Genomic DNA, 15,512 nt, shown 5'->3' with positions numbered 1-15,512 from the left:
AAAAAATGCGTTAATTGATAATTTGGATGAAAAAGCGGAAATAATGCTTGACAATCCGCGAACTCTGATGTAGTATTGCACAACGTTTCAATGTCGCAAACGTTTCTGTTAACAATTCACCCAATACATTCTCTGTTTGTGCTGCTAATCCTCCGGATTCTGCCTCATGTTTTAAGGAGATTTTTTTGTTAAGTTTTGGGAATTGTTCAATCAAAAAATATCAAATATTTCCCTTTTATGGATAATAAATCCGATTCAACCAACCGTCCTAAGCGCCAACGAATTTCAAAACCAACCGAAGATCAAGCTCCCTTATTACCGATGGGAGAGGCTCCTGCCGTAGAATCCACTCCAGAAGTAACTGAGTCGGCTGCTCCTGCGAGACCAGCGAAGAACATTCGCCCACGGAAAGGGAAGCCTAATCAATCAGATGAGGCCCCTATCGAAGTAGAAGGAATCATCGAACCTGAAGAAGTAGATACGTCATTCGTGACAAGTGATGCGCCTTTGGCAGCGGATAAAGTTTCGCCAACGGATGCACCGGTTGATTTAAATACCTTACCAAAAGAGGATGCGCCGGCTCAACAGCCACAGCATCAACATCGTCAACACCGCAATAATTACAATCAAGTCATCAAAGAATTGGATGGCTTAATTGACAATGAAGGGGTGTTGGAAATCATGCAAGAAGGCGGATACGGCTTCATGCGTTCTTCGGATTATAACTATTTGGCATCACCAGATGATATTTATGTGTCGCCATCTCAAATCAAAATGTTTGGTTTAAAGACAGGTGATACCATTTTAGGGAAGATTCGTCCGCCGAAAGAAGGAGAGAAATATTTCGCTTTATTAAAAGTGGAATCCGTGAATGGAAAGACGACGGATGAGATTCGTGATCGGATCAATTTTGAATACCTAACGCCTTTGTTCCCGGAGGAAAAATTAAACTTGTCTTCGACGCCAGATAATTATTCGACGCGTATTTTGGACTTGTTTGCTCCGATCGGTAAAGGACAGCGTGGAATGATCGTGGCCCAACCGAAAACGGGTAAAACGGTTTTATTAAAGGACATTGCTAATGCGATTTCGCGCAATCACCCAGAGGTTTATTTGATCATTTTATTGATCGATGAGCGTCCAGAGGAGGTAACCGATATGCAACGTTCAGTACGTGCAGAAGTGATTTCATCTACGTTTGATGAGCAAGCTGAGCGTCACGTGAAAGTGGCTAACCTGGTTTTGGAAAAAGCAAAACGCATGGTGGAATGTGGTCATGATGTGGTGATTTTATTAGATTCAATCACGCGTTTAGCGCGTGCATATAATACGGTTGTTCCATCATCGGGTAAGATTTTATCTGGAGGTGTGGATGCCAATGCTTTACATAAACCAAAACGTTTCTTTGGAGCGGCACGTAATGTGGAGAATGGCGGTTCATTGACCATCATCGCAACAGCCTTAATTGAAACCGGTTCGAAAATGGATGAGGTAATCTTTGAGGAATTCAAAGGTACAGGTAACATGGAATTGCAATTGGATCGTAAATTGGCCAACCGCCGTATTTATCCTTCAATTGATGTAACGGCTTCTGGTACGCGTCGCGAGGATCTATTGATGGATCCAGCAGTATTACAACGCGTTTGGATTTTGCGCAAGCACATGTCGGACATGAACTCAGTAGAGGCTATGGAATTCTTGCAACAGCAAATGAAAGGTACGCGTAATAACGAAGAGTTTTTGGTTTCTATGAATCGCTAATCATGTCGATTTTACCCATTGAATTACGTTCATCGGATCGTCAGCCCGTTTGGTTTATCGGGCATGGCAGTCCGATGAATGCGTTAATGGACAATCCATTTACGCAATCTTTGAATCAGTTAGGTGCGTCTATCGCGCCACCACAGGCTGTATTGGTTGTTTCAGCGCACTGGTTGACCCGCGGAGGAACCTTTGTGCAAGCCTCCCCTCAGCCGGAAACGATTCACGATTTCGGTGGATTTCCGCGCGAATTACATCAATACCAATATCCTGCTCCTGGCAGTCCATTTTTTGCTTCTGCCTTAGCGGATGAGGTGAAATCGGTACAGCCTACGACTGAGTGGGGTTTAGACCATGGCGCGTGGACGGTGTTATGTCATTTGTTTCCCCAACATAATATTCCTTGTTTCGAGTTGTCGATCGACTATTCGCGGCCATTAGCTTACCATATTTCACTTGCCCGTGAACTTCAGTTTTTGCGTGAAAAAGGGGTGCTTATATTAGGAAGTGGTAATATTGTACACAATTTACAAGCGAGCGTACCTAATTTGAGTTCAGGTCAAGAAAACTTTGGCTACGAATGGGCACAGGAATTTGATGTGTGGTCGGCGAAATTAATTGCCGACAAAAACGTCAAAGGATTACTCGATTACGAACGCGCACCGGGAGGACGTTATTCTGTTCCTACACCAGATCATTACATTCCCTTGTTGTACAGTTTGGCGCTGGCACGTAAAGACGAGCAAGTCTATACGACTTACGAGCAGCTCGTTTATGGAGGAATTTCGATGCGTTGTTTCGAGATTCGTTAATAACCCAAGAAGACTTTTTCAATGATATCGCAGGCTTGATCCATCTCGGTTTTGGAAATGGTCAAAGGCGGTGCTAACCGGATTTTATTGCCGTGGGTTGGTTTTGCCAAAAGCCCTGCCCGCATAAAATCCATGCATATTTCCCATGCGACCGGACTATCTTCGTCGGTATTGATTTCGATTGCACACAATAAACCTTTGCCTCGCACTTCACGGATTAAAGCCGTTTTGGCCTGTAAAGTTTGTAGGAATTGCATCAACTGGTTTCCTCGTTTTTCCGCGTTCTCAATTAAATCCTCATCTTCCAAAATGTCGATGGCTGCATTCGCTACCGCACATGCCAATGGATTTCCTCCAAAAGTTGACCCATGTTCGCCGGGCTTAATTGTCAACATGATTTCATCGCTACATAATACGGCAGAAACGGGCATGAATCCACCCGATAAAGCTTTGCCCAACAATAGAATATCGGGATGAACGAATTCGTGGTGGCAGGCTAACCAGGCGCCGGTCCGACCGAGGCCCGTTTGAATTTCATCGGCGATGAATAAAACCTTATGTTTTTTGCATAGGTCGGCGGCTTTTTTCAAGTAACCTGCATCGGGTAAAAGAACCCCAGCTTCCCCTTGAATGGGTTCGACCATGTAGGCCGCGACGTTTGGATCCTTTAGTTTTTCTTCGAGTGCCGCTAGGTTATTGTAAGGGATTTTGATAAATCCAGGTGCGTATGGACCAAAGTTGTGATAGCTACTAGGATCCGTTGAGGACGAAATCGCCGCAATGGTCCTGCCCCAAAAATTCCCTTCGGCGACGATGATTTGGGCATGATTAGCTGGAATGCCTTTTACTTCATACCCCCATTTACGGGCTAATTTGATTGCGGATTCTCCAGCTTCTACGCCCGTATTCATCAACAATACCTTCTCATAACCGAATTTCTCAGCGAGTTTTTTTTCGGTTAAGCCTAATTGGTCATTGTGAAAGGCACGCGAACTCAAGGTGAGTTTTTGGGCTTGATCCGTGATAGCTTGTATTAAGCGCGGATGACAATGCCCTTGATTGACGGCGCTGTAAGCCGACAAAAAGTCAAAGTATTGTTTGCCTTCTACATCCCAAACATGTACGCCGAGGCCTTTGGTCAGGACGACGGGAATGGGATGGTAATTATGGGCACCGTATTCAGATTCTAGGCGGATGTAATCGGTTGATGTCATTGTTAGTGAATTTCCCAGACTAAGTCTGTAGAGCCCCAGACTAAAGTCTGGGGTTTTAAAAAGTTTGTTGATGTGCCCCAGACTAAGTCTGTAGAGCCCCAGACTAAAGTCTGGGGTTATAAAATTTAGATAACCCTAGGCTTTAGCCTAGGGACTTAAAGTCGCTCATAAATCCCCGCGACCCCCTGGCCACCACCTACACAGGCGGTTACCATGCCGTATTTCTGGTTGCGGCGTTTCATTTCATCGATTAATTGAATAGACAATTTAGCGCCAGAACATCCCAGTGGATGCCCCAAAGCAATCGCACCCCCATTTACATTCACGATGCTCGGGTCAATGCCCAAGGTCTTAATGACTGCTAATGATTGAGCTGCAAAAGCCTCATTCAATTCAATTTGTTGGATGTCTTGCAAACAAAGTCCAGCTTTTTTCAAAGCCAGTGGAATCGCTTCCACCGGACCGATACCCATTAAGCTTGGTTCGACACCGGCTGTCGCATAAGTCACCATGCGTGCGATTGGCTCTAATTTATGTTGCTTTACAAATGCTTCGGAAACAACTAAAACAAAAGCTGCTCCATCAGAAGTCTGGGACGCATTTCCGGCGGTCACCGTTCCACCCATGGCGAATACGGGTTTCAACTTTCCGAGTGCTTCAATAGTTGTATCAGCCCGAGGACCTTCATCTTTGGAAACAGTCCAGATTCTTGTTTTTTTCTTGCCTGATGCCGCATCGAAATAATTTTCAGATACGTTGATGGGTACGATCGATGCATCAAAATGACCAGCTGCTTGTGCGGCTAGCGCTTTTTGATGTGAGGCGAATGCAAAAGCATCTTGCTCATCACGCGTGATTTCATATTTTTTTGCCACCTCTTCCGCCGTTAGGCCCATGCCGATGTAATAATCGGGATGCTCGGAGGCAATGTTGTAATTCAAAACGGTTTTATGTCCCATCATGGGCAACATGCTCATGGATTCTGTTCCACCGGCAATGATGCAATCCGCGATGCCAGCCGCAATTTTGGAAGATGCTAAGGCAATGGCCTCTAATCCTGACCCGCAATAGCGGTTGATGATGAATCCAGGTACGCTCTTTGGCAGTGATAATAAGGAAATATACCGTGCCATCTGCATGCCTTGCTCGGCTTCTGGAATCGCGTTACCCACGATTAAATCTTCCACGAGCACCGGGTCCACGGAAGGAACTTGCGCCATTAAATGTTTGATCACCTCTGCCGCCAAATTATCTGGTCGCATGGTTCTAAATCCACCTTTGTTTGCTTTTGCTACCGCTGTGCGGTAACCTGCTATGATATATGCGTTCATGATTAATTTCTTAAAGGTTTACCTCCATTTAATAAGCTACTGATTCGTTCCAACGTTTTGCGTTCGCCCGAAAGCGATAAGAATGCCTCGCGCTCTAAGTCGAGTAAATATTCTTCTGTGACCATTTGAGGCGCATCTAAATCGCCACCACAAATTGCATAAGCTAGTTTATTTGCGATTAAAGCATCGTGTTCGGAGATGTATTTACCCATCAACATGCCTTGAATTCCCGCTTTAAACAAGGCCAAACCTTGTTTTCCTTCTACCCAAACATCGCTTCTTTGTTGCTGCTGCACATAGCCCGCATCTGCCAATGCGATTGCTTCTTTTTTCGCTTCCGAAATGAGTTGGCTTCTGTTCAACACAATGCGATCTTCCTTGCGTAAATAATTCATTTCCAATGCCTCATGCGCTGATGTGCTCACGCGCGCGGTAGCTATGTTCATGAAGGCTTCTTGCAAACGGTTGAGTTCTACGTCACCTTTCCGACGGGCATCGCCCATACGCAAGGCCATTTCTTTTGTCCCCCCACCGGCTGGAATTAGACCTACACCTACTTCCACCAATCCCATGTACAATTCCGCATGAGCAACAATTTTGTCGGCATGCAAGTTGATCTCCGTTCCTCCCCCTAGTGCTAAGGTATGCGGAGCGACCACCACCGGAATGGATGAATAACGCACGCGCATCATGGTTTTTTGGAAGATGGCAATCATCTGATTGACTTCATCAAATTCCTGTTGGGCCGCATACATAAACAGCATCCCTAAATTTGCTCCCGCCGAGAACGCTTCAACGCCTTCATTTCCAATGACCAATCCTCGGTAATCTTTTTCCGCTAGATCAATCGCTTTTTGAACACCTTCCAAAACGCCTTGACCCATCGTATTCATCTTCGAATGGAATTCCAAGTTGATGATGCCGTCGCCGATATCGATGATGCTCGCATCGTCGTTTTTGTAAACAGTTTTGGTCGGTTTTAGAATTTGTAAATTGATCTGCTTATTCGAACCAGGAATGGTTTGATAGGACTTGCTATGAATGTCATAATATTGACGCTCGCCGTTTTGAACTCGGTAGAAGCTTGTATTTCCCGCTTTCAGCATTTCCGTTACCCACGCTGCGGGTTGAATGCCTTCTGCAGCCATGAGCTCGATTCCAACTTGCACTCCAATCGCGTCCCAGGTTTCGAAAATGCCCATTTCCCAACCGAATCCTGCACAGATGGCTTGGTCAATTTTGACAAAATCATCCGCGATTTCGGGTACGCGCATGGAGGCATAACGGAAGCCGTCTAAGATGGTTTTGCGGTAAAATTCTCCTGCTAAATCTTTGCCGGCCAATAAGACTGCAAAGCGATCCGCTAATTTGTCGATGGCCTTTGTACGCTCCAAGGTCTCAAAAGAAACCTTCTGCGCCGGGCGGTATTCAAATGTTTGTAAGTCTAAACTCAAGATGACTGTTTTGCCAGCCTCTTTGGTTTTCTTGTAAAATCCTTGGCCGGTTTTATCGCCGAGCCATTTGTTGTCCATTAATTTTTGAAGCATGTTGGGCAAATCAAAAATCGACTTGCTTTCATCATTAGTCAATGCTTGCTTCAGATTATTCGCTACGTGAACCGTGGTATCTAAACCCACGACATCCGACAAACGGAAGGTTCCGGATTTCGGTCGGCCTACGACTTTCGAGGTCAACTTATCTACTTGCTCTACTGTCAATCCCAATTCTTCCACGACTTTCATCGTTTGCATCATCGAATAAACACCAATGCGGTTCGCGATGAACGCCGGCGTGTCTTTACACAATACGGTCGTTTTGCCCAATTGGGTTTCGCCGAATTGCAAAAGAAAATCAATGATGTTAGGGTCAGTTTTGGCGGTTGGAATAATCTCCAATAAACGCAAATACCTAGGCGGATTGAAAAAGTGCGTGCCGCAGAAATGTTGTTGGAAATCTTCTGAACGTCCCTCGGCCATCAAATGGATAGGAATGCCAGAGGTGTTCGAAGTAATTAAGGTGCCGGGTTTACGGAATTGCTCGACTCGGTCGTACAACGATTTTTTAATCGCTAAATTTTCCACGACGACCTCCATGATCCAGTCGGCCTGTGCAATCTCCGGTAGATTATCGTCGAAGTTGCCCAGTTTAATGTTTTTGGCAAAGCTGCTGCTGTAAAGCGACGCGGGCTTTGCCTGTATAGTTTGTTGAAATGCCGTATTAACGATCCGATTTTTCACGGATGGGTGCTCCAGGCTAAGGCCTTTTGCTTGTTCCTCTGCATTCAGTTCTTTGGGAGCAATGTCCAAAAGCAATACCTGAACGCCAATGTTTGCGAAATGACAGGCGATGCGAGAGCCCATAATTCCAGAGCCAAGGATGGCTACGCGTTTAATGGAACGATTCATGTTAAAAAGATTGAGATGGTTTTTTGGTGACGCTGACAGGGTCTCTGACCCTGTCAGCGTCTACCGCAGTAAATATACCGAAAAAACAAAATGTTATGCAAGCATACAATATAAATTATCAGTAAAAATCCCCCTGGGGTTTTCCAGGGGGATTAAAATAATCAAGTACTTGATAAAATTTAGGCGTAACTCGATGTCGGTTCGCATGCGCAAACCAAGTTTCGGTCACCATATGCCGAATCTATACGTGAAACCGTAGGCCAGAATTTATTGGCTTTTACATACGGAAGTGGGAAAACTGCCTCTTCTCGTGTGTATGCCTTATCCCAGTCGGCAACCATCACACGAGTTTGTGTGTGTGGTGCGTTCTTCAATAAGTTATTGGTCTTCTCCACGCGGCCTTCTTCGATCGCGCGAATCTCGGCACGAATGCTCAACAAAGCATCACAGAAACGATCCAATTCTTCTTTGTTTTCTGATTCGGTCGGCTCGATCATCAAGGTTCCAGCTACCGGGAACGATAGGGTAGGTGCGTGGAAACCGTAGTCCATCAATCGTTTCGCGATATCCTCTGCTTCTACGGCAGCGGAGATTTTGAACGGCCGACAATCCACAATCATTTCGTGCGCACAACGTCCTTGTGAACCTGTGTACAAGATTGGGAATTCTTTTTCCAAACGCGCTTTGATGTAATTCGCATTTAAGATGGCTGTTTGGGTAGCCAATGTTAAGCCTTCTCCACCCATCATCGCGATGTATGCGTAAGAGATAGCTAAGATCGAAGCTGAACCTACCGGGGCAGCCGAAACCGCTCCGTGTGCAGGTGCTTCAACTGAGTCCGTAATCACGTGACCAGGTAAGAAAGGTACTAGTTGTGGTGCTACACCGATCGGTCCCATGCCTGGGCCTCCGCCTCCGTGTGGAATACAGAAGGTTTTATGCAGGTTCAAGTGACATACGTCGGCGCCAATGCGTGCCGGCGAAGTTAATCCCACTTGCGCATTCATATTGGCACCATCCATGTAAACTTGTCCACCAAATTCATGAATCATCGCACATATATCGATGATGCTCTCCTCAAACACGCCGTGTGTACTTGGATACGTCACCATTAAACAAGCCAAATCATCTTTATGCTCCTCGGCTTTAGCACGTAATGCTGCTACATCGATATTTCCATTTTCGTCACATGGAGTCACAATAACTTTCATACCTGCCATCACTGCTGATGCAGGGTTTGTACCATGCGCAGATGAAGGGATTAAAGCGATGTTACGATGTGAATTTCCTCGCGAAGCATGGTAAGCACGAATCACCATCAAACCCGCATATTCGCCTTGAGCTCCCGAATTTGGTTGCATCGACATCGCCGCAAAGCCTGTGATTTCACATAACCAAGCACTTAATTCCGTAATCATTTGTTGGTACCCACGTGTCTGGAACGCCGGCGCAAATGGGTGCATTTTGCCCATTTCTGGCCAAGTCACCGGAATCATTTCCGTCGTTGCATTCAATTTCATCGTACATGATCCCAACGAAATCATCGAGTGAACCATGGATAAATCTTTGGATTCCAAAGACTTCAAATAACGCAACATGCCGTGCTCAGAGTGATAACGGTTGAATACGTCATGCGACATGAAGTTGGACGTACGTGTCAAAGTGCTAGGAAGATTCCAAGCAACGGTCAACTCATCTCCTAAGATGCGTTGGCCTTGAGCTCTTTGGAAAAATGCCAAAATCTCAATCACATCGTCTTCCGAAGTTGTCTCATCTAAAGCGATGCTTAATTTCGTTGCATCGTTTTTGTAGTATCTAAAATTGCGCTCCGACTCCTCCGCATATTCACGAATTTCTTCGGTTTGAGTACCCGTAAGAACCGTTAAAGTGTCAAAGTGTTGTGTGTTTTCTAAGCTATAACCCAGTTTTTTCAAACCAGCGGCCAATAATTCTGTGAGGCCGTACACGCGTGAAGCGATTTTTTTCAATCCTTCCGGTCCGTGGTAGATTGCGTAAGCCGCAGCCATGATCGACAACAATACTTGTGCCGTACAGATGTTGGACGTTGCTTTTTCCCTACGAATGTGTTGCTCGCGTGTTTGAAGCGCCATACGTAAAGCACGGTTTCCTTCAGCGTCCACGGATACCCCGATGATACGACCTGGGATGCTACGCTTGTATTTTTCTTTCGTCGCAAAGAAGGCTGCGTGTGGTCCACCGAATCCCATTGGTACACCAAAACGTTGCGAGCTTCCTACCACGACATCCGCGCCCCATTCGCCTGGAGGCGTTAACAAAGTCAAGGCTAATAAATCTGCCGCGACAACGATTTGTAGATTTTGTTCTTTGGCTGCGCCAACAAATGCTGCATAATCAAATACCTCGCCGTTTGCTGCCGGATATTGTAAAACGATTCCGTAATATTTCGGATCTGTTAAGTCGATTTTCGTATGATCACCTACTTCAATTTCGATACCGATTGGCTCTGCACGCGTCATCAATAAATCGATGGTTTGTGGCAAGCAAAGGGAAGAAACGAAAAGAGTTTCCGCATTTGCGCGCTCTGCAGGACGTTGGCCGTATAACATCGTCATGGCTTCAGCAGCTGCCGTTCCCTCATCTAAAAGAGAAGCATTTGCTAATTCCATGCCTGTAAGGTCGATGATCATCGTTTGGTAGTTCAATAACATTTCCAAACGACCTTGCGCGATTTCAGCTTGGTAAGGCGTATAGGCCGTGTACCAAGATGGATTTTCCAAAATATTACGCAAAATCACATTCGGTGTAAACGTATCAAAATACCCTAAACCGATATGGCTTTTGAAGATTTTGTTTTGACCCATTACTTGTTTGAAATCACGAAGGAATTCAAATTCCGTTTTCGGTGCAGGTAGGCGAAGGCCTTGTGCCAAACGAATTTTTTCAGGTACAGTTTGATTGATGAGTGTATTTAAATCAGCTACGCCGATTTCCTTCAACATGGCGGATACATCGGCAGGTTCAACATTGTTATGACGCAATGCAAAATCTTCCCGGTATTTGAAATTTGGGGTCATAAAATTCGTCTGAATTTGGATTGAAAAATCGCCACAAAAGTAAGCTTTTTTTAGCGATTTATTTTTGATTCCTTAACTTCGCTTTCTTTAAATTTGTTTTAATCAATGAAAAAATCAACAATCTATGTTTTAGCGCTGATTTTACTCGCTAAAATTATTCCTTTTGGAGCTTTGGCTCAGTCAAATCCCGTCCCGTATGCCTATACGATTAAGGCGGAGGATTTGAAAAAACACCTCACTTTTATTGCTTCTGATAGCTTGAAAGGCCGTAATACGGGTTCAGCGGAGCAGAAAGTGGCAGCGAATTACATCGCAGATCATTTTAAGAAATCGGGCTTAGCGCCTGTGAATGGCTCATATTTCCAAAAAGTGGATTTGGTGAATCGTTCTTGGACGAAAGTGGGTCTGTCTATAAAAGGAAAATCGTATGATTATTTAGGCCAATTTATGGCTAATGCTTTGGCACCCGTTGTCGCTAATTCAAAATTGCCTGTTGTGTTTGCGGGATATGGGGTCCAACAAGCTGGATTTGCGGATTATGACAAATTAGCTGCCAAAGGAAAATACGTTTTGGCGTTCGAAGGAGAGGCCAAAGATGCGCAAGGAAATTATGTGTTATCTGGGACCAAAGATCCTTCGGCTTTCGGAAAAGGCGATGGCTGGAAAGAGAAATTAAAGCGTTCGCAGGCCTTGGGCGCGAAGGGCTTGATTTTGATTTCGGAAAAATCGGAGAAAGATTTCGGAAATCAATTACGCCAGCGCCAAGTGATGATGCAGCGTTTTGGAAATGAGCGCATGGTTTTTGCTGATGTTGCGGCTTCTCCAAATGAAGCACCTGTCTTATTGATTTCATCTGCGATGGCGGCTGAAATTTTAGGTACGACGGAAGCAGATTTGTTGGCTTATAAAGCCACGGTAGCCGCTGCGAAAAAGTCGGTACCTGCTAAATTCAAAACTTCGCCAATTAGCCTGACGATCGAACGTACCGAGAAACCCGTCGATACGTATAATGTAGTGGGTTATTTGGAAGGGACAGACAAGAAAGATGAGGTCGTGATTTTGACAGCGCATTATGATCACATTGGTATTTCGTTTGATGGAAAGATTAATAACGGAGCGAATGATGATGGTTCTGGAACGGTGACGGTGATGGAATTAGCGGAGGCGTTTGGTAAGGCTGCAGCGGAAGGAAAGAGACCTCGTCGGAGTATTTTGTTTATGACGGTAACTGGGGAAGAAAAAGGCCTATTGGGCTCTGAGTGGTATTCAAACCATCCCTTGTTTCCTTTGGCGAATACCGTTTGTGATATCAATACAGACATGACGGGTCGTTACGATGAGGAGCACATGGGCAAGCCGGATTATATTTATGAAATTGGTTCCGACAAATTATCATCGTCTTTACGCGAGGTGTTGGTGGAGCAAAACAAGAAGCATGTAGGCTTGGAATTGGATTTTCGTTTCAATGATCCGAACGATCCGAACCGTTTCTACTACCGTTCCGACCACTATAATTTTGCCAAACACGGTATTCCCGTAGCATTCTTCTTTAATGGTGTGCATGAGGATTATCACCAACCGGGCGATGATGTGGAGAAAATCGAATTTGACCAAGTACAGAAAGTTGGCCGTTTAGTTTTCTACATGGCTTGGGAGATTTCGAATCGCGAGGAAAGATTGAAGGTGGATTCGAATAAACCGTAAATTAGACGTTAGTCTTTGGACATTAGACGTTGGACGTTGGAGGCCCCAAGCGATGCTTGGGAATCCCCAGACTAAAGTCTGTAGAGCCCCAGGTTAAAACCTGGGGTTATAAATGATGTATCTAACCCTAGGCTTCAGCCTAGGGAACAGCCGCAGGCTGAAAGGTGGTCCTAATCCCCAGACTAAAGTCTGGGGTTATAAATGATGTATCTAACCCTAGGCTTCAGCCTAGGGAATAGCCGCAGGCTGAAAGGAGGTCCTAATCCCCAGACTAAAGTCTGGGGTTATAAACTCTAAGGTTTGCCAAAGAAACTTATAACCCCAGGTTTTAACCTGGGGATTGCCAAAGGACTTACGCTAAGCTTTTTATTTTCTCTTCGAACACCTGTTGATTCACCTTCGACTGCTGAATGAACTCGTTATCATCCAAATCCCCAATCACCGCTTCAAGTTCTTGGGCATTGCCAAACATCGCTAAACGGAATGGGTCTTGATAATCTTTGGCACGTGATTTTTCGATGCCCTCGGTTAAGAAACGCGAGGTTTCAACGGCCTTATTTAGCCAGGCAGGAATGTTTTCGATGGCGTTTGGATTTACCTTTAATAGGCCATTTAATGCATTTTCGAATTTTTGGTCTGGATATAATACAGCCTGTTTTTCGTAGAATTCGTGTACCTCCGACCAGGCCTTGATGTTGCCCGATTTAATTTTATTTTTCATGTCAGCCACGGCACCCGAAGGAATCAATTGGCCTCCTAAATTGTCCCAAGTCTGAATTGCTGTGGCATTTGCTAAGGTTTTGTTCAATAGCTCAATGGGCTTTTGATTAGGATTTCGTTGGCATGTCGCAACCCATTCTTTGGCAGCATGGTACTGCAATAAATCCCCAAAAATCTGATAAGCGCGGTGAATTTTAGCCACGCGTGTCTTGCGTTTCGAGTTCTCGATTCCGGTCGCCCAAACGGCTAAATTGTTTTGAGCATTCGTTGGGTTTTCCAACCATGCCTTCCCGGCTTGGCTGTCTTTTTCAAGTGCATCACCTACCCACTGGCAGAATAAGTCACGTGCCTTCAGCATCTCGCTAACCGTATCAGGTGCCAAATAATCGAATTCCAAGAGCATGTTTTTCTCTACACGTTGATCACGTGCCGCAAATTTCCAGGCATTCCGAGCAATGGCATACATATTATATTGGAACCAATAGCCGGCAATAATCAACAAGCCGCCTGATTCGTCGTCATTCCCTAATAGGGAAAAGGGAATGGGATTATGAATTTCGGCCGGATAATTTCCTTTGGAAATCAAATTGAAGGCCGCAAACTTCGAATTATGTTTGAGTGCCACAGATAGTCCTGGCCAAAAACCTCTTCCTGCCTGCAACTCGCCATCGGCCCCACGGGAATTGTGATTCGATCCGAGCGTCGCGCCGGCAGCCATATTACTTTGGCCTTGTATCATCGCCGCACACAAAAAGGAATTGTTGTGATGTTGTTCGTGCGCCGGGAAAATCAGGGCATTCAAAACTTCGCAACATGAAATGGTCGAATTACTCCCCAAAAAGGAGTTGATCAAACGCGCTCCATATTTCAATTGACTATGTGCTGCCAAAATAAAACGCACGGCTTTGACGCCATAAAATATCCGACAACCTTCATGGATAATTCCATTCACAATTTCACATCCTTCCCCTATTTGCGTGGAGGCATGTGGATAGGAAATAATGGTTAGGTTTTTCAATTTGTTCGCACCCTTGATGTAGGTGTCCGAACCCATGTTGACATCTTTGATGATGCCCGTATTTTTTATGACGGTACGATCCCCGATTTGACCATAATAGCCTCGGTGTGTCGAAAATTCTTGTTGGGTCAGGTTAAAATAACCTTCTTGGAGTGCCTTATCATCCCGATCCTGCGTCCATAGATAAGCATCTGCAGGACGCATGCCGATGAACGGAATAACCTTTCTGCCACCATTTTCATTGCCTAATTCTAACCAAATTCGAATGCGTTCTTCTTCACCATCTTTCACGATTCCATTCCCAAATTTGGCTGTCGGGGTGGTAGCTAATTCATTGACTTGCAGGATCATGACCTCGTTTCCAATTTGAAAATGGGAGAGGAGATTGACACGGTCGATGGCTACATTGTCCCCAAAATCACTGGAAATAATGGTCGAATTGTATAGTCCTACGGGCATTCGTAGGTTTTTGAATTCGAGGTAGCAAGATTCCAAGATACCGATGCGAATCAATCCAAAAAAGCGGCAGTTTTTGACGAGGTAGGGGTTGAATCCGTCTTTGACCCAGATGTCTTTCCAGTTCTCTGCTTCGTTAAGATTCGCTTCCATGATGCTGATTTCGCGTGCGGAAAGCTGGCGATAATCGGCTTGTGTGATGTTTTTATTGCGGTATAGGTATTCATTGGAATCCTTTTGCAGGTAGTTTGCCGTGACAAAGCCATAGCCTAAATCTGCAAGGGGTTTCTTATCGATTCGATTCATTTCTCGTAAAATTCAATGGGTAGATCATCGGGATCTGCTATAAAAGTAAAGCGTTTTCCTGTAAATTCATCGATTCGAATGGGTTCGGATGCAATATTTTGCCGATTTAATTCCTCGACCATCGCGTCTAAATCGTTGACAGAAAATGCCAAATGGCGTAGCCCCGCAGCTTCTGGTCGGGAAGTTCTAGCAGGGGGATTCGGAAACGAAAAGAGTTCGATTTGATATAAACCATTGACCTCTAGGTCTAATTTATAGGAGTCGCGCGCTTCCCGATAAACTTCGCGAACGATTTTGAAGCCAAGTTTTTCCGTGTAGAAATGTTTGGATACTTCGTAGTTTGAGCAGATTATTGCGATGTGGTGTATTCCTGTTATCATGATATTTCCCCCTCAGCTTTGCCAATCCTCCAAGGTTTGGCAAAGCTAGGGTTGTGGGATTGGATATGCAAGAGGTAATTGAGCAGTGGAAAGAAATTATCAGAACTCTGATAACCCTAGGCTTTAGCCTAGGGAATAGCCGAGGGCTGATGGGGTATACCCTAAACCCCAGGTTAAAACCTGGGGCTATAAACAAGGTCGAATTCATAACCCTAGGCTTTAGCCTAGGGAATAGCCGAAGGCAGAAGAGGTATATTCTAAACCCCAGGTTAAAACCTGTAGAGCCACAGACTAAACTCTGGGGTTATAAAAAGGCTAGACTTCATAACCCTAGGCTTTAGCCTAGGGA

At 45.0% G+C, this 15,512-nt stretch carries 10 protein-coding genes; 3 read left to right on the top strand and 7 right to left on the bottom strand.

Going from position 1 to position 15,512, the window contains the following annotated elements:
- Positions 1 to 10 precede the first annotated feature (10 nt).
- Positions 11 to 214 (bottom strand): hypothetical protein, encoded by a 204-nt coding sequence (locus SKC38_RS04585; protein ID WP_377975491.1) that lies wholly within the window; start codon positions 212 to 214, stop codon positions 11 to 13.
- A 23-nt stretch (positions 215 to 237) separates the two neighbouring features.
- Here SKC38_RS04585 and rho point away from each other — a divergent pair, with 23 nt between their 5' ends.
- A complete protein-coding gene (rho, locus tag SKC38_RS04580) occupies positions 238 to 1,761 on the top strand; it encodes a transcription termination factor Rho (protein ID WP_377975489.1) in 1,524 nt (507 codons plus the stop codon).
- Between the two features lie 2 nt (positions 1,762 to 1,763).
- Entirely contained in the window at positions 1,764 to 2,573 is an 810-nt protein-coding gene (gene ygiD, locus SKC38_RS04575; RefSeq protein ID WP_377975487.1) for a 4,5-DOPA-extradiol-dioxygenase, read from the top strand.
- Here the strand turns inward: ygiD and rocD are convergent.
- From rocD to gcvP, 4 genes are all read right to left on the bottom strand, one after another.
- A complete protein-coding gene (rocD, locus tag SKC38_RS04570; RefSeq protein WP_377975485.1) occupies positions 2,570 to 3,787 on the bottom strand; it encodes an ornithine--oxo-acid transaminase in 1,218 nt (405 codons plus the stop codon). The genes ygiD and rocD overlap by 4 nt on opposite strands.
- Before the next feature lie 155 nt (positions 3,788 to 3,942).
- Positions 3,943 to 5,118: an acetyl-CoA C-acyltransferase gene (locus SKC38_RS04565; RefSeq protein WP_377975483.1), complete on the bottom strand. Its 1,176-nt coding sequence runs from the start codon at positions 5,116 to 5,118 to the stop codon at positions 3,943 to 3,945.
- 2 nt (positions 5,119 to 5,120) lie between these two features.
- Positions 5,121 to 7,523, bottom strand: a complete 2,403-nt coding sequence (locus SKC38_RS04560; protein ID WP_377975482.1) for a 3-hydroxyacyl-CoA dehydrogenase/enoyl-CoA hydratase family protein — start codon at positions 7,521 to 7,523, stop codon at positions 5,121 to 5,123.
- 179 nt (positions 7,524 to 7,702) lie between these two features.
- Positions 7,703 to 10,579, bottom strand: a complete 2,877-nt coding sequence (gene gcvP, locus SKC38_RS04555; protein WP_377975480.1) for an aminomethyl-transferring glycine dehydrogenase — start codon at positions 10,577 to 10,579, stop codon at positions 7,703 to 7,705.
- A 105-nt stretch (positions 10,580 to 10,684) separates the two neighbouring features.
- Between gcvP and SKC38_RS04550 the strand changes: the two genes are divergently transcribed.
- Positions 10,685 to 12,283 carry a M28 family peptidase gene (locus tag SKC38_RS04550; RefSeq protein ID WP_377975478.1) on the top strand — a complete coding sequence of 533 codons (1,599 nt, stop codon included), beginning with the start codon at positions 10,685 to 10,687 and terminating at the stop codon, positions 12,281 to 12,283.
- Positions 12,284 to 12,635: 352 nt separating this feature from the next.
- Here the strand turns inward: SKC38_RS04550 and SKC38_RS04545 are convergent, their stop codons facing one another.
- Together SKC38_RS04545 and gloA2 are read right to left on the bottom strand one after the other, a co-directional pair.
- Positions 12,636 to 14,783 carry a DUF4954 family protein gene (locus tag SKC38_RS04545; protein ID WP_377975476.1) on the bottom strand — a complete coding sequence of 716 codons (2,148 nt, stop codon included), beginning with the start codon at positions 14,781 to 14,783 and terminating at the stop codon, positions 12,636 to 12,638.
- Positions 14,780 to 15,163, bottom strand: a complete 384-nt coding sequence (gene gloA2, locus SKC38_RS04540; protein WP_377975474.1) for an SMU1112c/YaeR family gloxylase I-like metalloprotein — start codon at positions 15,161 to 15,163, stop codon at positions 14,780 to 14,782. The genes SKC38_RS04545 and gloA2 overlap by 4 nt, the downstream gene beginning before the upstream one ends.
- Positions 15,164 to 15,512: the final 349 nt, after the last annotated feature.

The organism is Aquirufa echingensis (assembly GCF_042714525.1).
In the GTDB taxonomy this organism is placed as follows: Bacteria; Bacteroidota; Bacteroidia; order Cytophagales; family Spirosomataceae; genus Aquirufa; species Aquirufa echingensis.
This window is presented reverse-complemented; position numbering and strand designations above follow the sequence as displayed.

Coding starts and splice junctions, on each gene's coding strand:
- rho (WP_377975489.1), top strand. CDS start 238: ATGGATAATAAATCCGATTCAACCAACCGTCCTAAGCGCCAACGAATT.
- ygiD (WP_377975487.1), top strand. CDS start 1,764: ATGTCGATTTTACCCATTGAATTACGTTCATCGGATCGTCAGCCCGTT.
- rocD (WP_377975485.1), bottom strand. CDS start 3,787: ATGACATCAACCGATTACATCCGCCTAGAATCTGAATACGGTGCCCAT.
- SKC38_RS04565 (WP_377975483.1), bottom strand. CDS start 5,118: ATGAACGCATATATCATAGCAGGTTACCGCACAGCGGTAGCAAAAGCA.
- SKC38_RS04560 (WP_377975482.1), bottom strand. CDS start 7,523: ATGAATCGTTCCATTAAACGCGTAGCCATCCTTGGCTCTGGAATTATG.
- gcvP (WP_377975480.1), bottom strand. CDS start 10,579: ATGACCCCAAATTTCAAATACCGGGAAGATTTTGCATTGCGTCATAAC.
- SKC38_RS04550 (WP_377975478.1), top strand. CDS start 10,685: ATGAAAAAATCAACAATCTATGTTTTAGCGCTGATTTTACTCGCTAAA.
- SKC38_RS04545 (WP_377975476.1), bottom strand. CDS start 14,783: ATGAATCGAATCGATAAGAAACCCCTTGCAGATTTAGGCTATGGCTTT.
- gloA2 (WP_377975474.1), bottom strand. CDS start 15,163: ATGATAACAGGAATACACCACATCGCAATAATCTGCTCAAACTACGAA.